Origin of the sequence: Agrobacterium rosae (assembly GCF_002915175.1) — a bacterium.
Classification (GTDB): domain Bacteria; phylum Pseudomonadota; class Alphaproteobacteria; order Rhizobiales; family Rhizobiaceae; genus Agrobacterium; species Agrobacterium rosae.
The window spans coordinates 53,010-74,026 of sequence record NZ_NXEJ01000011.1; the positions used below are offsets into that span (position 1 = coordinate 53,010).

The 21,017-nt window shown below is 56.6% G+C and carries 20 protein-coding genes; 13 read left to right on the forward strand and 7 right to left on the reverse strand.

Features of this window, described 5'->3' with window-relative positions; genetic code table 11:
• Positions 1-49: 49 nt before the first annotated feature.
• From CPJ18_RS22370 to CPJ18_RS22380, 3 genes are all read right to left on the reverse strand, one after another.
• Entirely contained in the window at positions 50-3,244 is a 3,195-nt protein-coding gene (locus tag CPJ18_RS22370; protein WP_077106080.1) for an efflux RND transporter permease subunit, read from the reverse strand.
• A gap of 129 nt (positions 3,245-3,373) precedes the next feature.
• Positions 3,374-4,561, reverse strand: coding sequence for an efflux RND transporter periplasmic adaptor subunit (locus CPJ18_RS22375; RefSeq protein ID WP_077106081.1), 1,188 nt, complete (start codon positions 4,559-4,561; stop codon positions 3,374-3,376).
• 50 nt (positions 4,562-4,611) lie between these two features.
• Entirely contained in the window at positions 4,612-5,409 is a 798-nt protein-coding gene (locus CPJ18_RS22380; RefSeq protein WP_103660074.1) for an alpha/beta hydrolase fold domain-containing protein, read from the reverse strand.
• Positions 5,410-5,556: 147 nt separating this feature from the next.
• Between CPJ18_RS22380 and CPJ18_RS22385 the strand changes: the two genes are divergently transcribed.
• A complete protein-coding gene (locus CPJ18_RS22385; protein WP_083716561.1) occupies positions 5,557-6,525 on the forward strand; it encodes a LysR family transcriptional regulator in 969 nt (322 codons plus the stop codon).
• A gap of 3 nt (positions 6,526-6,528) precedes the next feature.
• Here the strand turns inward: CPJ18_RS22385 and treZ are convergent, their stop codons facing one another.
• The 3 genes from treZ to phnF all read right to left on the reverse strand — a co-directional run bounded on the left by treZ (position 6,529) and on the right by phnF (position 10,173).
• The gene (gene treZ, locus CPJ18_RS22390; protein ID WP_103660075.1) at positions 6,529-8,328 is read right to left on the reverse strand and encodes a malto-oligosyltrehalose trehalohydrolase; all 1,800 of its coding nucleotides are present in this window, start codon (positions 8,326-8,328) and stop codon (positions 6,529-6,531) included.
• Positions 8,329-8,471: 143 nt separating this feature from the next.
• Positions 8,472-9,335, reverse strand: coding sequence for an SDR family oxidoreductase (locus CPJ18_RS22395; RefSeq protein ID WP_181013803.1), 864 nt, complete (start codon positions 9,333-9,335; stop codon positions 8,472-8,474).
• Between the two features lie 103 nt (positions 9,336-9,438).
• The gene (gene phnF / locus CPJ18_RS22400) at positions 9,439-10,173 is read right to left on the reverse strand and encodes a phosphonate metabolism transcriptional regulator PhnF (protein WP_077106084.1); all 735 of its coding nucleotides are present in this window, start codon (positions 10,171-10,173) and stop codon (positions 9,439-9,441) included.
• 118 nt (positions 10,174-10,291) lie between these two features.
• On the opposite strand from phnF, the gene phnG reads away from it, so the two are divergent.
• From phnG to CPJ18_RS22455, 11 genes are all read left to right on the forward strand, one after another.
• Positions 10,292-10,738, forward strand: coding sequence for a phosphonate C-P lyase system protein PhnG (phnG, locus tag CPJ18_RS22405; RefSeq protein ID WP_245445461.1), 447 nt, complete (start codon positions 10,292-10,294; stop codon positions 10,736-10,738).
• Positions 10,738-11,334, forward strand: a complete 597-nt coding sequence (gene phnH / locus CPJ18_RS22410; RefSeq protein ID WP_077106086.1) for a phosphonate C-P lyase system protein PhnH — start codon at positions 10,738-10,740, stop codon at positions 11,332-11,334. The genes phnG and phnH overlap by 1 nt, the downstream gene beginning before the upstream one ends.
• Before the next feature lie 3 nt (positions 11,335-11,337).
• Entirely contained in the window at positions 11,338-12,429 is a 1,092-nt protein-coding gene (locus CPJ18_RS22415; RefSeq protein WP_077106087.1) for a carbon-phosphorus lyase complex subunit, read from the forward strand.
• Positions 12,426-13,307 (forward strand): alpha-D-ribose 1-methylphosphonate 5-phosphate C-P-lyase PhnJ, encoded by an 882-nt coding sequence (locus CPJ18_RS22420; RefSeq protein WP_077106088.1) that lies wholly within the window; start codon positions 12,426-12,428, stop codon positions 13,305-13,307. The genes CPJ18_RS22415 and CPJ18_RS22420 overlap by 4 nt, the downstream gene beginning before the upstream one ends.
• Positions 13,304-14,077 carry a phosphonate C-P lyase system protein PhnK gene (gene phnK, locus CPJ18_RS22425; RefSeq protein ID WP_077106089.1) on the forward strand — a complete coding sequence of 258 codons (774 nt, stop codon included), beginning with the start codon at positions 13,304-13,306 and terminating at the stop codon, positions 14,075-14,077. Before CPJ18_RS22420 ends, phnK begins: the two co-directional genes overlap by 4 nt.
• A gap of 1 nt (position 14,078) precedes the next feature.
• Positions 14,079-14,825: a phosphonate C-P lyase system protein PhnL gene (gene phnL, locus CPJ18_RS22430; RefSeq protein WP_077106090.1), complete on the forward strand. Its 747-nt coding sequence runs from the start codon at positions 14,079-14,081 to the stop codon at positions 14,823-14,825.
• A complete protein-coding gene (locus CPJ18_RS22435; protein WP_103586373.1) occupies positions 14,819-15,436 on the forward strand; it encodes a DapH/DapD/GlmU-related protein in 618 nt (205 codons plus the stop codon). Before phnL ends, CPJ18_RS22435 begins: the two co-directional genes overlap by 7 nt.
• An 85-nt stretch (positions 15,437-15,521) precedes the next feature.
• Entirely contained in the window at positions 15,522-16,364 is an 843-nt protein-coding gene (gene phnC / locus CPJ18_RS22440; RefSeq protein ID WP_077106092.1) for a phosphonate ABC transporter ATP-binding protein, read from the forward strand.
• Between the two features lie 25 nt (positions 16,365-16,389).
• The gene (phnD, locus tag CPJ18_RS22445; protein WP_103660077.1) at positions 16,390-17,385 is read left to right on the forward strand and encodes a phosphonate ABC transporter substrate-binding protein; all 996 of its coding nucleotides are present in this window, start codon (positions 16,390-16,392) and stop codon (positions 17,383-17,385) included.
• Positions 17,386-17,453: 68 nt separating this feature from the next.
• On the forward strand, positions 17,454-18,263 hold the full coding sequence (gene phnE, locus CPJ18_RS22450) for a phosphonate ABC transporter, permease protein PhnE (protein ID WP_083716562.1): 810 nt from the start codon (positions 17,454-17,456) through the stop codon (positions 18,261-18,263).
• A 66-nt stretch (positions 18,264-18,329) separates the two neighbouring features.
• A complete protein-coding gene (locus CPJ18_RS22455; RefSeq protein WP_103660093.1) occupies positions 18,330-19,469 on the forward strand; it encodes an alpha-D-ribose 1-methylphosphonate 5-triphosphate diphosphatase in 1,140 nt (379 codons plus the stop codon).
• Between the two features lie 45 nt (positions 19,470-19,514).
• Here CPJ18_RS22455 and CPJ18_RS22460 read toward each other — a convergent pair whose 3' ends face one another.
• On the reverse strand, positions 19,515-19,952 hold the full coding sequence (locus CPJ18_RS22460) for an Lrp/AsnC family transcriptional regulator (RefSeq protein WP_103660078.1): 438 nt from the start codon (positions 19,950-19,952) through the stop codon (positions 19,515-19,517).
• Positions 19,953-20,080: 128 nt separating this feature from the next.
• Here CPJ18_RS22460 and rocF point away from each other — a divergent pair, with 128 nt between their 5' ends.
• Positions 20,081-21,001 carry an arginase gene (rocF, locus tag CPJ18_RS22465; protein ID WP_077106095.1) on the forward strand — a complete coding sequence of 307 codons (921 nt, stop codon included), beginning with the start codon at positions 20,081-20,083 and terminating at the stop codon, positions 20,999-21,001.
• Positions 21,002-21,017 lie beyond the last annotated feature (16 nt).

Here is a 21,017-nt window from a genome sequence, read left to right on the forward strand (position 1 = left end):
CAGGACGGTGTCGTCCTGCGGCTTTGTTTTTTTGTCGAATGTTCGTGCCTTAGACGGCTTTGTCCATCTTGAAGTCCGTATTCGCAGCTTCTTCGGGCTTGTGTTGAATCAGCGGGCGGTTGCCTGAAAGCTTGCGCACCAGCACGTAGAACACCGGTGTCATGAAGATGCCGAAGATCGTCACGCCGATCATGCCGGAGAACACCGCGACACCCATGGCAGAGCGCATTTCAGCACCCGCACCTGTGGAGATCACCAGCGGCACCACGCCCATGATGAAGGCGAGTGATGTCATCAAGATCGGCCGCAGGCGTAGACGGCTTGCCTCGATGGCGGCGGCAACGGGGGAACGACCTTCGAACTCCAGTTCCCGGGCGAATTCCACGATCAGGATCGCGTTCTTTGCCGAGAGGCCAACAAGGACGATGAGGCCGATCTGGGTGAAGATGTTGTTGTCACCTCCTGTCAGCCAGACGCCGGTCATAGCAGCCAGCACACCCATCGGCACGATCATGATGATGGCAAGCGGCAGCGTCAGGCTTTCATATTGTGCAGCCAGCACCAGATAGACCAGCAGCAGGGCCAGCGGGAAGACAAGCAGGCCCGAGCTTCCTGCAAGGATTTGCTGATAGGTCAAATCCGTCCATTCATAAGCAATACCGGATGGCAGGGTTTCGGCAGCGATACGTTCGATGGCGGCCTGCGCCTCTCCCGACGAGAAACCGGGAGCCGGACCACCGTTGATATCTGCTGCAAGGAAGCCGTTGTAACGCGTGGTGCGTTCTGCTCCCGTCGTGGCATCCACCTTCAGCAAGGCTGAGAGCGGTATCATCTGGCCATTGGACGAGCGCACCTTCAACTGACCGATATCTTCTGCATGGGCGCGGAATTTCGCATCTGCCTGCACTCGCACACTATAGGTACGGCCAAAGGCATTGAAGTCGTTCACGTAAAGCGAGCCGAGATAGATCTGCAACGTTTCGAAAACATCGGTTACCGAAACTCCGAGCTGTTCAGCCTTTGCGCGGTCAAGGTCGGCATAGAGCTGCGGCACGTTGATCTGGAAGCTGGAGAACAGGCCAGCCAGTTCCGGTGCCTGATAGGCCTTGGCGAGAAATGCCTTGGTCACTTCATCAAGCGATTGATAGCCGAAACCTGCGCGGTCTTCGATCTGCATCTTGAAGCCACCCGTCGTGCCAAGACCGTTGACCGGTGGTGGCGGGAACATGGCAATAAAGGCATCCTGAACCGCACCGAATTTCTGGTTGAGCGCCATGGCAATGGCACCGCCGGAGAGTTCCGGTGTCGTGCGCTCCTCGAAGGGGCTGAGGCCAACGAAAACGACACCCGCGTTGGAGCTGTTGGTGAAGCCGTTGATCGACAGGCCTGGGAAGGCAATCGCATGTTCGACGCCGGGCTGTTTCATGGCGATATCGCTCATGCGTTTGATGACGTCTTCGGTACGATCAAGACTAGCGGCATCGGGCAATTGGGCAAAACCGATCAGATACTGCTTGTCCTGTGCGGGTACGAAACCGCCCGGCACGGCGTTGAACATGCCATAGGTCGCACCTGCCAGAACCACGTAAACGATCATGACAATGCTTTTGCGGTTCAGCAATCCGCCGACGCTTTTGCCGTAACCGTTCGAGGCCGCACCAAAAGCGCGGTTGAAGCCACGGAAGAAGCCTCCGAAGACCTTATCCATGCCGCGCGTCAGCCAGTCCTTCGGCGCGTGATGATCCTTCAAAAGCAGTGCCGCCAAGGCAGGAGATAGGGTCAGTGAGTTGATGGCCGAGATGACGGTCGAGATGGCAATCGTCAGCGCGAACTGGCGGTAGAACTGGCCTGACAGGCCAGAGATGAAGGCTAGCGGCACGAACACTGCGACAAGCACCAGCGCGATGGCGATGATCGGGCCGGACACTTCCTTCATGGCGCGGTATGTCGCATCACGCGGCGACAGCCCGTTCTCGATGTTTCGCTCGACGTTTTCAACCACCACGATGGCGTCATCCACGACAATACCAATGGCCAGCACCAGCCCGAAGAGGCTAAGCGCGTTGATCGAGAAGCCGAAGATATACATCACAGCGAATGTGCCGATGATGGATACGGGCACGGCAATCAAAGGAATGATCGAGGCGCGCCATGTCTGGAGGAAGAGGATGACGACGATAACGACGAGCGCGATGGCTTCAAGCAGGGTATCGATAACTTTGTCGATGGAAGCGCGCACGAACTGCGTGGTATCGTAGACGATTTCATATTTCACACCATCCGGCATTGCCTTTTGCAGGTCCTGCATGGTGGCGGCTACCTGGTCGGAAATGGTAATGGCGTTGGAGCCGGGTGCCTGGAAGACGGGAATAGCAACGGCAGACTCACCATCCAGCAGCGAGCGCAGCGCATAATCCGCCGCACCGAGTTCGACGCGTGCAACATCCCGCAGGCGGGTGATTTCGCCATTCGTGCCGCTTTTCACGATGATGTTGCCGAACTCTTCCGGCGTGGAGAGGCGGCCTTGCGCATTGACGTTGAGTTGAAGGTCGATGCCGTTGAGGCTTGGCGAAGCACCGATGGTGCCGGCTGCGGCCTGCACGTTCTGTTCGCGAATGGCGTTGCTGATATCGCTGGCAGCCAGATTGTGTTCAGCAGCCTTTTGCGGGTCGATCCAGACGCGCATGGAGTAGTCACCCGCGCCGAATATCTGCACCTGGCCCACACCTTCAATACGGGCCAGCCGGTCCTTGATGTTGAGGACGGCATAGTTGCGCAGATAGGTCAGGTCATACTGATTACCGGGCGAAACCAGATGCACGACCATCATCAGGTCGGGCGAGCTTTTGACGGTGGAAACACCAAGGCTTCGAACTTCGGCAGGCAAACGGGGTTCCGCCTGCGAGACACGGTTCTGCACCAGCTGCTGAGCCTTGTCCGGGTCCGTACCGAGCTTGAACGTCACGGTCAGTGTCATGACGCCGTCGGATGTCGCCTGGCTGGACATATAGAGCATGTCTTCGACGCCGTTGATCTGTTCTTCAAGCGGGGTTGCCACCGTTTCAGCGATGACCTTGGGGTTCGCACCGGGATAGGTGGCGCGAACAACGATGGAAGGCGGCACGACTTCCGGATATTCCGAAATCGGCAGGGCGCGCATGCCGATCAAGCCTGCGACGACGATAAGAACCGATAGCACGCCAGCAAAAACCGGCCGGTCCACAAAAAATCTGGAGATGTTCATAGCAAAGGCCCTCTCGCCTCCGGGTGGAATTTGGATGCAGAAAACCGCTCCGGTGGCATCAGGCCACCGGCGGATCGCTTTTCTGTTTTGAATATGCTGGGGGGCCTATAATCGACCCGCCACGAATGGTTACTGTGAGGCGACTTTCTCTTCCGTCTGCGGTGCGACGATTGCACCGGGACGAATGCGCTGAAGGCCGTTAACGACGATCTTGTCTCCCACGGCCAGGCCGCTTTCGACAATGCGCTGGCCATCCGTCGATGAGCCGGGCTTGATCTGGCGATAGTTCACCTTGTTTTCACCGTCTACGACAAAGACGAACTTCTTGTCCTGATCGGTGCCGATGGCGCGATCGGTGATCACGATACGGTTTTCGGACTTCGGTTCGCCCAAGCGAACGCGTACGAACTGGCCGGGGATCAGATGTCCATCCGTATTGGCGAATACGGCGCGCACACCGATCGTGCCGCTTGCGGCGTCGACCTGGTTATCGATGAGATGCAGGGTGCCTTTGATCGGCGTGCCTTCATCGGCCAGTGTGCCCACTTCGACAGGGATTTGCTCCAAAGCCTGAAGCGCACCGTCTGATACTGGAAGCTGCGAAAGCGCCTTCGCCACCATTTCTTCGCTGGCATTGAAGCTTGCATAGATGGGATCGACAGACACCAGCGTCGTCAGTGCGGGTGACCCCGAACCGGCAGCAACAAGGTTGCCCGTGGTGATTTCAAGTTTGCCGACGCGACCGGAAACCGGAGCGCGAAGCTCCGTGTAGCTGAGGTCGAGCTGGGCGGTGGTGAGTGCTGCGCGGGCCGCCCGAGCCTGTGCTTCGGCATCTGCCAAATTGCTCTGGCGTTGATCCAGATCGCTTTGCGAAATCGTGCGATTGTCAGATAGCCTGCGTCCACGCTCAAGTTCGGTTCTGGCAAGACCGACCTTAGCTTCGGCAGAGGCGACCTGTGCTTCCGCACCGGCAACCGTTGCCTGATAAGGAGCTGGATCGATGGTGAAGAGTGCATCGCCGGCTTTTACCAAAGCGCCTTCACGGAAGTGAACCGCTTGGATTTGTCCGGCGACACGCGAACGGATTTGAACCCGCTCGACAGCTTCAAGACGCCCGGAAAACTGTTCCCAACGCGTCACATCCCGGCTTTCAACAACCGCGACCGTCACTGGAACAGCAGGCGTTTCCGCCGGGCCGGATGCCGCCACCGCACCAGTGGTCATGGGAAGGTCGAATAAGAATGCCGCCGCTGCAACGGACACGGCAAGGCCTATGCCGGCACCCGCAAGGGCACGGCGCTTGTTCTTGAGCGTCATGGGTATCTCCTTGGCTCCATGGGGAGCCGACCAGTTAAGTCGAAAAAATTTTAATGCTTCAGGTTTTGAACGAAATCCGAAAACTCCGTGCAAACGGCAGAGAGCCATTTGCCACCTTCACCGCGGTAAAGCCCTGTCCAGCCGGAGCCGGCAAGGAAAACATGCTGCCGAACCTGAACCCCTGCGTCACTCAGCCGACCGGCATAATTCACGGTCTCGTCACGCAGAGGATCATCCTCAGCTGTAAATATCAGCGCCGGTGCAACACGGTTCAACCGCGTACACTGGCAAGGTGCAGCATATGGGTGTGCAAACCCACAGGCCTTTGCCAGATAATGGCTCCAACCCTCTGCCCAACGCTGCCGCATACCAATCTTGTCGGCATCCCGAAAAGACGTGGTTGCCATCATCGGATCGATCATTGGCGAGAGCAAAATCTGCCCCGCCAATTTTCCAGGCATTCTGTCCCGCGCTTTGAGCGCTAGACCTGCCGCCACGTTGCCGCCCGCTTCTTCTCCCGCCACAAACAGCAGCGATTTTGCACCACCATACTGCTTGCGGTTGTTGCTCAAACAGTCGAGCGCGTCGAAAGCGCAGTCGATGACCGCTGGAAACTCGTTGCAGGATGTCGTGCTATAATCTGCCTCGACCACCACCGCGCCGTTATCAGCAAGCGCTCTGGCAACCGGCAATTCCGGACACTGACCGCCCTTTTCCAGAAACGAACCACCGCGTAAATAAAGCACCAGCGGAGGTGTCCGGTTTTCGCCTTCACCCTTATAGACACGAACAGAAAGAGGCTGCTGCGCCTTCTCTCCGCTTTCGATGGTGTGCCACTGCGTGTTCATTTTATTGCCCTCGGGAGGCAATCCATCAGCCACCACTTGCGGTCATTTCTGAAATAGATATTATTGTTCGAGATAAAATACACAAGTCTGCGAAATTGAAAACACTATTCCAAATGCGCGGACAATAGGCAATAAAGGTTATGGGCGATGGATCAGTTGTCGGCAATGCGGGTTTTCGCGCGCGTAGTGGAGACCGGCAACTTCACGCGGGCAGCCACCGCGTTGAATATTCCCAAGACCACGGTCACCAATATGGTGCAAGGGCTTGAGGCACATTTGCGCACCACCTTATTGAACCGGACGACGCGCAGAGTGATGGTGACGACGGACGGCGCGCTTTATTACGAGCGCGCCATACAAATACTGTCCGAGATCGACGAACTGGATGGAAGCTTGTCCAACACGGATACGCAACCATCGGGCCGTCTGCGCGTGGAAATGGCGGGCGCTTTCGCCGACCATATCATCATTCCCAATCTCTGCGACTTCTATGAGCGGTATCCACTCATCCGAATTGACCTTGGTGTTGGCGACAGGTTGGTGGACTACATCGCAGAAAACGTCGATTGCGCTGTGCGGGTGGGAACGCCTCGGGACCAGTCGCTTATCGCCCGCAAGGTTTCTGAACTCGAATTCGTGACATGCGCAGCACCATCTTACATCGAGAGATTTGGCATGCCGCAACAACCCGAAGACCTGGAGGGAGACCATTATTGCGTTGGCTACTTCAACGCGACATCTGGCCAGATCATGACGATGCCGTTCGATAACGGAACACGCGCGGTGGAAATCACGCCGCGTTATATCGTTTCCGCCAATGATAGCCGCACCTATCAGAACGCGGTGCTGGCCGGAATGGGCGTGGCGCAGCTTGTTCCCTTTATGGTTCGCGACGACTTCGCCAGAGGCAATCTCGTGCCGGTTCTGCCGGGGTGGAAGCGGGAGCCCATGCCGATTTATATCGTCTACCCGCAAACGAGGCATGTCACGAACAAAGTCCGCGTCTTTGTAGATTGGCTTGCCAAGTTATTGCACAAAAACAATTTGGGATCGTTGGAATGGCAACCCAGCCCGTCTGATAGTGACCAAATTTTAAACAACGTAAAGATAGCCTGACGACTAGCCGGAAATGTCTCGCCGATAAAAAGCAACGGACATAGGAGGCAGATGATCGGTCGCGCCATCCGCGGTCTCAGGCCAAATGCGTTTGCCTAAATCCGAATCCAAAAGAGCTTCTGTCTTCGAGAGATTAAGGCGGAGTTGCAGGAGAATTTTGCCGATTGTCCAGTCAACGAAGACGCATTCTGCTGGGCAATCCAACACTGTTCCAGAGTTGGTTTCACCAGCGTCTGCTAGGTTAGGCGCAATGTGCGCCTGACGGATGGCTATCAAACGCTTGAGCCAGCCCGACCACGCGCGTCCCTCTTCGGTTTCTAATTGGGCCCAATCGATTTTGGAGCCTAGGAATGTCGCTTCCGCATTCGGATCCGGAATGTCGTCCGCTGAAAAGCCCTTGGGATAACCGCCGAAGTTTTCGGCTTCAGGTGCGCGATTGTCGCGGATGGTTGAAGCGAGTTCGCCCTTATAGTCGGCGAAGAAATGAAACGGGGTGTTGTCCCTGTAGGAGTCACCCATGAAGAGAAGGGGAATTTGAGGAGATAGGAGAAGCAGCGCAGTCAATGCGCGATGAAGCTGATCATCGATGGTGGTGTGCAACCTGTCGCCAAGCGCGCGATTGCCGACCTGATCGTGATTTTGAAGAAAATGGATGAAGGACGTTGATGGCAAGCTGGCAGTTGGAGGCAAATGCTTGCTGATCGTAGGTTCTCCCGCGTCTACGTAACCTTCTGCCGCGATTTTGCGCAGTTGATCAAAAGGGGTATCGGCAAACTTGTCGAAGATTCCGCTGGTTTCGCCTGTCACGATCCGGTGTACGACATGATGAAAACCGTCATTCCAGTCCGCCGTGAACAACCCGTTCGCCAACAGGTCTGTCCCGTTGGGTGGATTTTCGATCATTAAATGAATGGTACGATCCGTCAGTCTCTTTCTGATCACAGCAGGTATCTCTTCAAGGATATGTGTGCTGCTGTCGTCTTTGACCTCATTGACGGCATCAAAGCGCAGGCCATCCAGTCGAAACTCTTCAAGCCAGTACAGGGCATTATCGGTAAAATAGCGTCTGACCGGTTGACGCTCGAAGGCAATCTCCTGTCCCCAGTCATTGTGTTTATCCCGAAAAAACTCAGGCGCATATTGGCTCAGAAAGTTTCCTTCGGGACCAAAGTGATTGTAGACGACGTCGAGAAAGACCATCAAACCAAGGCCGTGGGCGATGTCTATCAATGCTTTAAGATCGTTGGGTGTACCATAGGCTGTGTGGGGAGCATATTGCAGCACGCCATCGTACCCCCATCCTCTCGCTCCTGGGAAATGTGCGAGTGGCAGAATCTCGATTGCGGTCACCCCGATCTCCTTGAGGTGATCAAGCTTGGCAGCGGCCGCATTGAATGTCCCCTCAGGTGTGAAGGTACCAATGTGAATCTCGTAGATCACGGCCTCATGCCATGGTCTGCCTCTCCACTCCCGGTGTTTCCACTGGTAGGCGTTCGGATCTGTCAGGATGGACAGGCTTGAAACATCGGATTGTTGTCGGCGTGAGGCGGGGTCCGAGACAACGCTACCGTCATCCAAAACGAAACCATATGATGAGCCAAACGGCTGTTCGTTGATGAAGATTTCGAACCAGCCGTCTTGCGAACGGGTCATGAGATGATCGCCCGATAAGCGCAGCTTGACCTGTTTCTGGTTGGGTGCCCAAAGCCTGAAACGCGTTCCGCCATCGATGAGCTGAGCGCCCCAAGCTAGAGTAGAGCGAGTTTCGGACCCAGTACGCGCAACAGCCAGTTCGTCAAGCATTTTATAAAACCCTTTGATAACATCATCATAGACTGACCGGAGCCAGACTAACGGCTGGCACCGGCGTAAGTTGCAAATCTGCAATGATGCAAATTTGTGACGTCTTCGAGTGTTCGGCGGAACTGACCTGCTGTCGGGCTGTCCTAGATCATGATCTCGCCGCCCGTTACGGGGATGACTGCTCCGGTCATGTAGCTTCCAAGCTCGGATGCGAGCAGCACATAGGCACCTGCCAATTCCGCTGGCTGGCCAGCACGGGCCAACAGCGTCTTTTCGCCGAATTTTGCGGCCTTTTCAGCAGGCATTGTGGACGGGATGAGAGGCGTCCAGATCGGGCCGGGCGCGACGGCGTTTACCCGGATGCCCTTGTCTGCCACCATTTCGGCTAAACCAGCGGTAAAGTTGGATATCGCCCCTTTTGTCGACGCATAGGCCAGCAGAGCCTGCGATGGCTGTCGTGACTGAATGGACGTTGTGTTGATGATGGAACTACCGGGCTTCATCAGCGGGACCGCTGCCTTGGAAAGGAAAAACGGCGCGTAGATATTGGTCCGAAACGTCTCGTCCCATTCCTCTGCGGTGATGTCCTCTATCGAGGCGTAAGTGCGCTGGAATGCGGCATTGTTGATCAGGATGTCGATCCCGCCCAGTTTCTCGACCGTCTGTGCCACAAGCGATCTGCAGTGCGCTTCGGATTTGATGTCTCCGGGCACGAGGATTGCTTTGCGGCCTGCTTCTTCGACCCACTTGGCCGTGTCTTTCGCATCGTCGTCTTCGTTAAGATACGAAATGAGAATATCGGCTCCCTCTCTGGCAAAGGCTATGGCCACGGCTTTTCCAATGCCGGAATCACCGCCCGTAATCAGCGCGACTTTTCCCGATAGTTTGCCGTCTCCGCGATAAGAGTGCTCGCCGTGATCAGGAACAGGCTGCATCTGTGCAGTCGTTCCCGGCGGTTCCTGTTGCTGTTCAGCGAAGGGCGGCGTGGGACGATTTGTATCGGACATCAAACTTCCAATCATGTTGCTGGCGGGAATGCCTTTCCCTCTGCTAACAAGTGATTGGCCGATACGTTCCCCCGAATAAACCCATCATTAGTCCAATCGAGCCTCAAGCCGTTTGGGCAACGTTGGAAAACACCAGCTCCATACGGTCGGCAAGAAACCGTGTGACGATGCTTTGGATGGGCTTGCTATCCATATCGACGTCGACGGCCTGGCTGACGAGAACGATGCTGTCTGCGGCGCAATTGAGAAGTTCCACGTCGCGAGCCGAGACCCGTTCGGCAGTCAATCTCGTTTCCTGACGTCGATAATCGGCCAGACCTTCACGCTCCAGCGCTTTGGTGATCGAGCCGGTTTCCGCATAACCAGCTATGATGCCCGGAAACCGATCTGCTGAGAACAAGGAAACAGACCGCGACATCGGCGCGCCGTCGGCGACTGCCAAATGCTCGACGCGGTGCAAGGGGGAGCCGAGGCCGCAGGACAGGAGCTTTGCCTGGGCGGTATCGGCCGCCACGATCTCTGCATGAATGAGACGACCGGAAGGGGCGAGCGATTGCTGCATCATGTTCTCGGAGAACCTCGCCCTTTCCCCTATGGGGTAAGCGACACGCGTCTTTGCCGCATTGACGAATGTCCCGCGGCCACGTTCAGCACGTAAAACTCCATCACTCGATAGCGCTGCAATGGCCCGCCTGACCGTATGTCTGTTGACGCCAAACTGCGTGGCGAGTTCGGTTTCCGGCGGCAATTGCTCGCCCATTTCGCCGTTGGCGATTGCGCCGCGAAGTCCATCCGCCACCCTGCGCCATCGGGATATGCCATCGTCATTTGCATTCATTTTTCTTCAAACGTCCCGCTGTCATTCCATCGTCATGATTAGTGATGTATAAAACAAATAAGAATGGTTGTCTATACAAATAGACAAATTACAAACCTACCATATCGGCGGCAAAATGATGGAAGTATTCAATCGAAAGCAAGCGCTGGATATCCTTGCCAACGCACCGGCAGATGTTCTTTTGCAAACCTACGGCGTGCTGGAGGCGCAAATGCCGCGGGCAGCGCCTGTGCGAGGGCCTGAAATCGGCACCGTAATGGTTCGCGGCAAAATTGGCGGCGGCGGCGCCGCATTCAATCTTGGGGAAGCCAGCGTCACTCGCGCAACCGTCAAGCTCGCAACCGGTGAGATTGGGCATTCGATTGTTCTCGGTCGCGATCAGCGCAAGGCACATATCGTCGCTCATCTGGATGCGTTGCGGCAAAGCCCTGACTGGGTCGCGCGCATCGATGACGAAATTGTTCGCCCCGCCTTGGCTATTCTGGAAGACACCAAACTCCGCCGGGCTGAAGAAACGGAAGCGACGAAGGTTGATTTCTTCACCGTCGCGAGAGGAGAAGACTGATGAGTACGGTCACGTTCGATGGCGGCTTTGCCGATCCGGTCTTTGCTTCGCAAGATGTCTTTCATGCCGTAATGCATGCCGTTTCAAGACCGGGAACGGTTGCAACGCTGGGTGAGCGTGCCGCTGGCCCAGCGCCGCTAAATGCTGCCGCATCCGCAATTCTGCTTACACTGGCTGACTACGATACGCCCGTGTGGATTGAGGCCTCGGACGCGATGAAGGATGTTGCAGCGTGGCTCACCTTCCATAGCGGTGCACCCATTGCGCAAGAGCCGTCGAAGGCGAGTTTCGTGCTTTTGACTGAAGCAAGCGATGTGGCGCAGTGGCAGACCTTTGCGCATGGAACGATGGAATATCCAGACCGTTCTGCGACCCTCATTCTACCGGTCCGCTCGATCAACGGTGGAGCATCGCTTGAGCTGACGGGACCAGGCATCGAGACTTCCTGCACCATCGCGCCTGCCGGTCTGCCAGAGGGTTTCGTGGGTGCCATGGAAGCCAATGCCGCCCGTTATCCGCTGGGCTTTGACATTCTGCTTGTCTGCGGTGCTGAGGCGATTGCCTTGCCGCGCACGACGCGTATTCGGGAGGTGTGATCCATGTATGTTGCAGTAAAGGGTGGCGAAGCAGCCATCGATAAAGCTCATAAGCTGCTGGCGGACCGCCGGCGTGGCGATCGCGATATTCCCGCCTTGACGCTGGAGCAGATCGCCGGCCAGCTGTCGCTGGCAGTTGACCGGGTCATGGCTGAAGGATCGCTTTACGATCCGCAGTTGGCAGCCATGTGTGTACGCCAGTCGCGGGGTGATCTCATCGAGGCGATTTTCCTGATGCGGGCCTATCGCACGACCCTGCCGCGCTTCGGATATTCGCGGCCTATCGCCACGGATTGCATGAGCATCGAGCGACGCGTATCGGCAACCTATAAGGACATCCCAGGTGGCCAGTTGCTGGGGCCCACTTTTGATTACACCCACCGGCTGATCGATCCCGATATGGCCGGTGACGAGCCGGTGGATGAACCAGCAAGACGCGCTCTGGATGATGTGCCAGCCTTTCCGAGAGTGACCGATATTCTCAACGATGAAGGCTTGATCGAACCGGATGTCCCCTCGGACAAGGAGCCTGCCGATCTGACGCGTGACCCAACGGCATTTCCCGTCGATCGCGATTTGCGATTGCAGGCTTTGGCACGGGGTGATGAAGGGTTTCTTCTGTCTCTTGGTTACTCCACCCAGCGCGGTTATGGCCGCACCCATCCCTTTGTCGGCGAAGTGCGTATCGGCATGGTCGACATCGAGATCGACGTACCGGAACTTGGCTTTGCCGTCTGCCTTGGCTCCATCCGCGTTACGGAATGCCAGATGGTCTCGCAGTTCAAGGGGCAGGGCGAGGAGGGGCCGAAGTTCACCCGTGGCTACGGCCTCGTTTTCGGCCAGTCGGAACGAAAGGCAATGGCGATGAGCCTTGTCGATCGCGCTCTCCGCGCCGACGAGTTTCAGGAACAGCGCAACGCGCCCGCGCAAGATGAGGAATTTGTTCTTGCCCATTGCGACAATGTCGAAGCCACCGGGTTTGTCGAGCATCTGAAACTGCCGCATTACGTAGATTTCCAGGCGGAACTCGGCCTGTTGCGCATGCTTCGGCGTGAAAATGAAGAGCTGCTGGCGACCAAGGAGGCCGCAGAATGAACCTGCCAAGCTACAACTTCGCCTATCTCGACGAACAGACCAAACGGATGATCCGTCGCGCCATTTTGAAGGCGATTGCCATTCCCGGCTATCAGGTGCCGTTCGCATCGCGTGAAATGCCCATGCCCTATGGCTGGGGAACCGGTGGCGTACAGGTTACCGCTGCCATTCTCGGTCCGGACGATGTTCTAAAAGTCATCGATCAAGGTGCCGACGATACCACCAATGCAGTCTCCATCCGCGCCTTTTTCGCAAAGACGGCAGGCGTTGCCACGACGACGAAGACGGAGGAGGCGACAGTCATCCAGACACGTCACCGCATTCCGGAGACGCCGCTGAAAGCTGGCCAAACGATCGTCTACCAGGTTCCCATTCCCGAACCGCTTCGGTTTCTTGAGCCGCGTGAAACGGAGACGCGTGTCATGCATGGGCTGGAGGAATACGGCCTTATCCACGTAAAGCTCTACGAGGACATCGCCCAGCACGGTCATATCGCTACGACCTATGCCTATCCGGTGAAGGTCGAGGGGCGTTATGTCATGGACCCGTCGCCGATCCCGAAGTTCGACAACCCGAAAATGAACGATTCACCTGCGCTGCAATTGTTCGGTGCCGGGCGCGAGAAGCGCATCTACGCCCTGCCGCCGTTCACGGAAGTGGTCAGCCTCGATTTCGAGGATCACCCTTTCGCTATTCAGCGGTTCACCGCTCCCTGTGCGCTCTGCAATGCCACCGGCGTTTATCTCGATGAAGTGGTGACGGATGATCGCGGGGGCCGGATGTTTGTTTGCTCTGATACCGACCATTGCGAAACCCGCCAGGCAGAGGGTCATCACGGCCCAGGCTTGCCCCAACTGGCGACAGGAGAACAGTCATGACCGGTCCGATCCTTTCTGTTCAAAAGCTGGAGCGTCGCTACGGTGATTTCATCGGATGCACGGATGTCTCTTTCGATGTCTGGCCGGGTGAGGTTGTTGCTATCGTCGGTGAATCCGGCTCCGGCAAAACAACGCTGCTCAACTGCATATCGGCACGGCTTGAACGCTCCTCGGGTAGCGTCCAGTACCGCATGCGGGATGGGCGGTTTCCTGATCTTGAGGAGCTTTCAGAGGCGGAGCGCCGGTTTCTGATGCGCACCGACTGGGGTTTCGTTCATCAAAATCCTGCCGACGGTCTGCGCATGCGGGTGTCAGCCGGTGCCAATGTCGGTGAGCGGCTGATGGCGGTCGGCGAGCGACACTATGGTGATATCCGCAAATCCGCCGGTGAGTGGCTGTCACGCGTGGAAATCGCGGTGAACCGTATCGACGACCAGCCGGTGGCCTTTTCCGGTGGTATGCGTCAGCGATTGCAGATCGCCCGCAATCTCGTCACCCATCCGCGCCTGATTTTCATGGATGAGCCGACTGGTGGCCTCGATGTGTCCGTGCAGGCCCGCGTGCTCGACCTGTTGCGCAATCTCGTCAACGACCTCGGTCTTTCCGTGGTCATCGTAACGCATGATCTGGCTGTCGCACGCCTACTGTCGCAGCGGATGATCGTCATGAAAAGCGGTCGCATTGTTGAACAAGGGTTGACCGACCGGGTGCTGGACGATCCGCAGCATGCCTACACCCAGCTTCTTGTCGCCTCGATACCGGAGAGCTGAAATGACGCTTCATCACACATCTTCGGCGCTTGCAGAGACGATCGTTCTTTCTGTCGGCAATGTCGCCAAATCCTTCACCATGCATCTGCGCGACGGCATCGTCTTGCCAGTGGTACGCAACGTCAGCTTCAATCTCCATCGCGGAGAATGTGTCGTGCTTGGCGGCCCATCCGGTGTCGGCAAGTCTTCGATCCTGCGCATGGTCTACGGCAACTATGCCATCGACCAAGGCCATATTCTGGTTCGCGATGGTTCGACCGACACCATGAATGACCTTGGCAGCGGCGATCCGAGACTGATCCTTGCGCTGCGACACAATAGTATCGGTTACGTCAGCCAGTTTTTACGGGCCGTGCCGCGCGTTTCGGCGCTTGAGATCGTAGCCGAACCTTTGACGGCACGTGGTGTCGGCAAGGAAAACGCCGTCGCTCGCGCGGCCGCTTTGCTAACCCGGCTCAATCTGCCGGAAGCATTGTTCGGCCTGCCGCCTGCGACGTTCTCGGGCGGTGAGAAACAGCGCGTCAACATCGCGCGTGGCTTCATCACCGATCATCCCATTTTGCTGCTGGATGAACCAACGGCCTCGCTGGACGCTGAAAACCGCGATGTTGTGGTTGATATGATCAAGGAAAAGCTCGGCCAAGGCACAGCCATTCTCGGTATTTTCCATGATCTTCCCGTGCGCAATGCGGTTGCCACTCGCATGCTTGATGTATCGGGCTTCTCGGCAAGAAAGGCAGCATCATGACCAAGCTCTCCATTGAACCGCTGATCGATCCAACCGCCCAGGTCAAGTATTGCGTTTTTGGACGCTATACGGAAGTAGCCGCCGGTTGCCATATCTCGGAAACCGAAATGGGCGACTATTCCTATATCGAACGCGGCGGCCAGGTCTGGTGCGCGACGATCGGAAAGTTCGTCAACATCGCGGCCAGCGTGCGTATCAATGCCACCAACCACCCGATGGATCGTGCAAGCCTTCATCATTTCACCTATCGCGCTGGTGACTATTGGGAGGGTGCAGGCGACGAGGCGGATTTCTTCGCTGCCCGCCGCGCCAAGCGGGTGGTGATTGGTCACGATGTCTGGATCGGTCATGGGGCGACACTTCTTCCCGGCGTCACTGTCGGTAATGGAGCCGTGATCGGCGCAGGAGCCGTCGTGTCCCGCGATGTCGCGCCTTACACCATCGTCGGCGGCGTACCTGCCCGTGTGATCCGCGAGCGGTTTACTGCTGAAATTGGTGCTCGAATGGACCGGCTTTCCTGGTGGGATTGGCCGCACGACAAGCTTTTTGAAACGCTTGCCGATTTCCGCTCTCTGCCTGTTGAAGAATTTCTCAGCCGTCACGGCGGCTGACATAAAAACTTCATTAAATCGTCACCGTACGATCATCGAAAGCCGTCCAATGTCCCTTCGAACAGACCGGCATCAGGAGCAAAAAATGACTGCGATCACCGTATCCAATCTTTCGAAAAAGTACGGAAATACGCTTGCTCTCGACTGCGTGGATCTGACGCTCGAGCGGGGCGAGATGGTGGCTTTGATCGGGGCGTCCGGTTCCGGTAAAAGTACGTTGATCCGCCATATCGCTGGCCTTGAGACGGGAGATGGTCAAAATGGACGGATCGAGATTTTGGACACCGTTTCGCAAAAAGCTGGCCGGTTGACCGGATATGTGAAGCGTGGTGCCGTATCGGTGCTGTTCCAGCAGTTCAATCTCGTCGGTCGCCTGTCCGTACTGACCAATGTGCTGATCGGTCTTCTTGGCCGCGTGCCGCGCTGGCGCGGAACGCTGGGACTGTTCAACGCGGAAGAAAAAGCCGCAGCCCGCGCAGCGCTTACCCGTGTCGGTATTCCGCAGGTTGCTCTGCAGCGTTCTTCTACGTTGTCCGGTGGACAGCAGCAGCGCGCGGCCATTGCCCGCACACTCGTGCAGGGCGCTGAAATCCTGATTGCCGACGAGCCCATTTCGGCGCTCGATCCATCATCGGCGCGCCGGGTGATGGATGTACTTGCCGATATCAATACGCAGGACAGGATCACGGTCCTCGTCTCACTGCATCAGGTTGAATATGCCCGTCGCTATTGTAAGCGCACGATCGCCATGCGCAACGGCGCTATCGTCTTCGATGGTCCTTCGACTTCGCTGTCCAACGCATTTCTGGCCGAACTTTACGGTTCGGCATCGGAAGAACTGGTCCTGCCGGATGCCCCGGCGGAGCAATCGGCTCCTGTGCCTGCCACGGAGCTGCCCAACCGTCAGCCGGCGTTTACCACGGCCTGACTTTCCCTGTTATCGGAGACCTCTCATGAACGCGATACTGAAAAGCATGGCGGCGGTGTCTATCGCCTTTACAATGACGTCCGTAGCGCTTGCGCAGGACACGATCAATTTCGGCATCATCTCGACCGAGTCTCAGCAGAACCTCAAGACCAGCTGGGATCCGCTTCTCGCCGACATGAAAAAGAAGACCGGCCTGGACGTAAAGGCGTTCTTCGCTTCCGATTATGCCGGCATTATCGAAGGCATGCGTTTCAACAAGGTGCAGATCGCCTGGTACGGCAACAAGTCTGCCATGGAAGCCGTTGACCGCGCCAATGGCGAAGTTTTCGTGCAGAGCGTTCCTGTCGGTGGCGAGCCTGGCTACTGGTCTGTGGTCATCGTTCCCAAGGATTCCCCGATCCAGACCATTGATGACGTTTTGAAGTGCGACAAGTCGATCAACTTCGGCCTTGGCGACCCCAATTCGACCTCTGGCTACCTTGTTCCAATGACGTTCGTCTTCGGCGCACGCGGTATCGATCCGAAGTCTTGCTTCAAGAACGTGACCAACGCCAACCATGAAACCAACGCCATGGCCGTTGCGAACAAGCAGCTGGATGCCGCTGCCAACAACACCGAGAACATGGCTCTGATCAAGCAGAACAAGCCGGATGCATTTGCCAATATCCGCGAAGTCTTGCGTTCGCCTCTGATCCCGTCTGACCCGATCGTATGGCGCAAGGACGTGCCGGAAGAAACGAAAACCAAACTTCGTGAATTCTTCCTGACCTATGGCACCGATAAGTCCACCGGCAATGTTGCAGAGGAAAAGAAGGTCTTGGCCGGTCTCAAATGGGCTCCTTTCCGCGCCTCGACCGACAAGCAGCTTCTGCCGATCCGCGTCATGGAGCTGTCGAAGTCGATTGCCCAGGCGCAGGCCGATGCATCGCTTTCCGCTGAAGCCAAGGCCACCAAGATCAAAGATCTGACGGAACAGAAGAGCAAGTTCGAAGCCGAACTCGCAACAGCGTCCAAGACCTGATCTCTCCAAAATTTTCTGGGCGGGACCATCGGCCCCGCCCAGCTTTCTCTGACAGCGGATTGACGACAATGAGCGAAACATCTCTGCAAAACAAAGCGATCCCGATGGCGGTTGCGAAACAGCCGGGCGGCCTGCGCAACGGCCTACTCACCTTGGGCCTGGTTGCAGCGTTGTTGATCAGCTGGGGACCTGCCGAGATGGGGCGGTGGACTTATCTGTTCAGCGACAGCGGCAACATGGCCACCTATGCCAAGGATTTCCTGAAGCCGGATTTCAGCACCTGGCAATATTACCTCGAAGAAATGATCGTCACGGTTCAGATCGCACTCTGGGGCACCTTCCTTTCAGTGCTTCTGTCGATCCCGTTCGGCATCCTTTCTGCCCACAACATGGCGCCATGGTGGATCAACCAGCCGGTACGACGTCTGATGGACATGTTCCGGGCCATTCATGAAGTCGTCTTCGCTGTGTTGTTCGTGGTGGCGGTGGGGCTTGGACCTTTTGCGGGTGTCATGGCCCTATTCATTCACACGACCGGTATTCTCGCAAAGCTGTTTTCCGAAGCGGTCGAAGCCATCGATCCGCGTCCCGTCGAGGCTATCCGTACGACCGGTGCCTCGCGCATGCAGCAGGTTATTTTCGGCGTCATCCCGCAAGTTTTGCCGCTTTGGATCTCGTTTTCGCTCTATCGCCTTGAATCGAACATACGTTCCGCAACCGTGCTGGGGCTTATCGGCGCGGGTGGTATCGGCCAGGTTCTCTTTGAATCGATCCGCGGTTTTTATTACCCGCAGGCATCCGCCATCATCATCATCGTCGTTTTGACGGTTACGCTCATGGACCTCATCTCGCAGCAACTGCGCCGGATCGTGATCTGACCGCCGGTTACGACTGCTTTCTCTTCACAGCCGTTTCATGACGGCGTATCCAACCGAATGAACATCATGCAAAAAGATCTCGTCTTCACCAACTGCGCAATCGTTCTCCCGCAGGAAATCATCAACGGCACCTTGCTTATTCGCGATGGGAAAATCGCAGACATCACCCACAGGAACTCATCTTCCGGTATCGATTTGGATGGCGATTTTGTGATGCCGGGTTGCGTCGAGTTACATACGGACCATCTCGAAACCCACGTCCAGCCGCGCCCGAAGGTCCGTTGGAATCTGGATGCAGCCCTTCAGGCGCATGACGGTCAGATCGCCACAGCTGGCATCACCACTGTTTTCGATGCTTTGCGCGTCGGGATGGATGGCGACACGGAACTCGGTTCGGACGATATGTCTGCCATGGCGCAGACCATTTCGGCGGCAATGGCAGCAGACCGGTTGCGGGCCGAACATTTCATTCACCTTCGCTGCGAAGTTTCGATGCCTGATGCCGTCGAGCATTTCGACCAGATGAAGAGCAATGATCGTGTCAGACTTGCATCTTTGATGGATCATGCTCCCGGCCAGCGGCAGTTCGTCAGTCTTGAAGCCTATCGCATCTATTATCAGGGCAAGAAAAAGCTGTCCGACGCGGATTTCGCTGCTTTCAGTGAAAGGCGCATTGCGCAGTCCGACGCCTACTCAGCAAAACACCGGCATCTAATCGCCGAGCGTTGCCATGCAAGCGGCATCTCTGTCGCATCTCATGATGACGCGACCGCAGAACATGTGGCCGAAGGGGTTGAACTCGGCATTTCGCTGGCGGAGTTTCCGACAACCGTAACTGCAGCGCAGCTTTCACGAGAGGCTGGCCTGCAAGTGCTGATGGGCGCACCGAATGTGGTGCGCGGTGGCTCTCATTCGGGCAATGTCTCGGCCATTGAACTTCTGGAAAAAGGGGCGTTGGATATATTGTCGTCCGACTATGTCCCCTTCAGCCTTGTGCAGGCGGCGTTCCTTCTATCCGAGAAGCAGATTGTTGATCTGCCACATGCCATTCGCCTGATTTCCGCCAATCCCGCTGACGCTGCAAAGCTTTCCGACCGCGGACGTATTGAAATCGGGCTCAGGGCGGATCTCGTCAGAGTTCGCTCGACTTCGGGTTTGCCGCCTTTGATTGCGGGCGTTTGGCGCGAGGGACTTCGTGTCGCCTAAGGGCAAAACATGAACCGTTTAGGGCACGGGTCCGATCGTGCCCTTTCAAAGCCGGGCTTTTGTCGAACGGGATGTTGAAAGAAGAAGGCTTGTTTCACTCCCCGTTATGCCGGGGACGAGGCGTATGCGACGCAGGACGGAATCGAAGTCGCTTAAGGTAGAGGCGCTGAGTTCGACAATCAGATCCCACCGACCGTTGGTGGAGTGAATTTCCGAAATTTCAGGAAATCCGCCAAGAGTGCGGATGACCTTATCCGTGACGTGGCCTTCGATTTCAATCATCATGGTGCCACGTATGGCCTCTTCCACGGCGTCGGCCCGCAATATCACCGTGTAACCGATAATCGTGCCGCTCGCTTCCAATCGTTCGATGCGAGCACGCACCGTGGCGCGAGACGTTTTTGTTTCGAGCGCAAGATCCGAGATACTACGACGACCGTTGTGGCGTAGAAGCGTGATCAGCTTCTCATCCAGATTATCCATGACATTCCATTTTGCTCAATATATTTCTCATTGTGGTAAGAGAATAATGCTATTTTGCCAATCTTTATCGTTCAATCTGCCGCAACCTTTTGCTTCAATTTACCCGTTGGATCGAAGGGGAGAAAAACATGGAATGCAGGCTAATTGGGGTGCCGTTACAGATTGGTGCCGGGCAATTGGGGTGCGAGATGGGGCCGAGTGCTTTGCGCATTGCGGGGCTGAAGACCTCGCTTGAAGACCTCGGACATTCTGTTGTCGACGTTGGCAATGTAACGCCTGCTCCGTTTCGCGATTTTAACCATCCCAACGGCGCAGTTCACCATTTATCCGAGACAGTTGCGTGGACCGAAGCATTGGCCGAGATTGCCTATCGCGAAAGCGAAAATGCGATGCCGATCTTTCTTGGTGGAGATCACGCCATTTCAGCAGGAAGTGTGACGGGTGTGGCGCGCAGAGCGGCAGAGCTTGACCGACCATTGTTCGTGTTGTGGCTGGACGCACATACGGATTATCACACGTTGGAAACCACGCGCAGCGGCAATCTACACGGTACGCCGGTGGCTTATTATAGTGGACGTGAAGGCTTTGAAGGCTACTTCCCGCCGGTTCCCCATCCTGTCCATCCATCCCATATCTGCATGATCGGCATCCGTAGTGTTGATCCCGCCGAAAGTGCAGCGCTGGAGGAAACCGGCGTCACTATTCATGACATGCGAATGATTGATGAACACGGTGTTGCCGTGCTTCTGCGTGCGTTCATAGAGCGTGTCACTGCCGCGAATGGTCTCCTGCATGTCAGTCTGGACGTGGATTTTCTCGATCCTTCCATCGCTCCCGCCGTCGGCACCACCGTGCCGGGCGGTGCGACGTTCCGGGAAGCGCATCTCGTCATGGAAATGCTGTGCGACAGCGGGTTGGTGTCCAGCCTCGATCTCGTGGAACTCAATCCATTTCTCGATGAGCGTGGGCGCACGGCGCGCTTGATGGTGGACCTGACCGCAAGCCTGATGGGCAAGCGCGTCATGGACCGCCCGACGAGAGCAGGTTGAGGGGGGGGGCAGGATC

Excerpts from the sequence above, each read along its gene's own strand:
- CPJ18_RS22375 (WP_077106081.1), bottom strand. The coding sequence starts at position 4,561 with ATGACGCTCAAGAACAAGCGCCGTGCCCTTGCGGGTGCCGGCATAGGC.
- CPJ18_RS22385 (WP_083716561.1), top strand. The coding sequence starts at position 5,557 with ATGGATCAGTTGTCGGCAATGCGGGTTTTCGCGCGCGTAGTGGAGACC.
- rocF (WP_077106095.1), top strand. The coding sequence starts at position 20,081 with ATGGAATGCAGGCTAATTGGGGTGCCGTTACAGATTGGTGCCGGGCAA.
- CPJ18_RS22380 (WP_103660074.1), bottom strand. The coding sequence starts at position 5,409 with ATGAACACGCAGTGGCACACCATCGAAAGCGGAGAGAAGGCGCAGCAG.
- phnL (WP_077106090.1), top strand. The coding sequence starts at position 14,079 with ATGACGCTTCATCACACATCTTCGGCGCTTGCAGAGACGATCGTTCTT.
- phnK (WP_077106089.1), top strand. The coding sequence starts at position 13,304 with ATGACCGGTCCGATCCTTTCTGTTCAAAAGCTGGAGCGTCGCTACGGT.
- phnE (WP_083716562.1), top strand. The coding sequence starts at position 17,454 with ATGAGCGAAACATCTCTGCAAAACAAAGCGATCCCGATGGCGGTTGCG.
- phnG (WP_245445461.1), top strand. The coding sequence starts at position 10,292 with ATGGAAGTATTCAATCGAAAGCAAGCGCTGGATATCCTTGCCAACGCA.
- CPJ18_RS22455 (WP_103660093.1), top strand. The coding sequence starts at position 18,330 with ATGCAAAAAGATCTCGTCTTCACCAACTGCGCAATCGTTCTCCCGCAG.
- phnC (WP_077106092.1), top strand. The coding sequence starts at position 15,522 with ATGACTGCGATCACCGTATCCAATCTTTCGAAAAAGTACGGAAATACG.
- CPJ18_RS22415 (WP_077106087.1), top strand. The coding sequence starts at position 11,338 with ATGTATGTTGCAGTAAAGGGTGGCGAAGCAGCCATCGATAAAGCTCAT.
- CPJ18_RS22460 (WP_103660078.1), bottom strand. The coding sequence starts at position 19,952 with ATGGATAATCTGGATGAGAAGCTGATCACGCTTCTACGCCACAACGGT.
- phnD (WP_103660077.1), top strand. The coding sequence starts at position 16,390 with ATGAACGCGATACTGAAAAGCATGGCGGCGGTGTCTATCGCCTTTACA.
- CPJ18_RS22370 (WP_077106080.1), bottom strand. The coding sequence starts at position 3,244 with ATGAACATCTCCAGATTTTTTGTGGACCGGCCGGTTTTTGCTGGCGTG.
- CPJ18_RS22395 (WP_181013803.1), bottom strand. The coding sequence starts at position 9,335 with ATGTCCGATACAAATCGTCCCACGCCGCCCTTCGCTGAACAGCAACAG.
- CPJ18_RS22420 (WP_077106088.1), top strand. The coding sequence starts at position 12,426 with ATGAACCTGCCAAGCTACAACTTCGCCTATCTCGACGAACAGACCAAA.
- phnF (WP_077106084.1), bottom strand. The coding sequence starts at position 10,173 with ATGAATGCAAATGACGATGGCATATCCCGATGGCGCAGGGTGGCGGAT.
- treZ (WP_103660075.1), bottom strand. The coding sequence starts at position 8,328 with ATGCTTGACGAACTGGCTGTTGCGCGTACTGGGTCCGAAACTCGCTCT.
- phnH (WP_077106086.1), top strand. The coding sequence starts at position 10,738 with ATGAGTACGGTCACGTTCGATGGCGGCTTTGCCGATCCGGTCTTTGCT.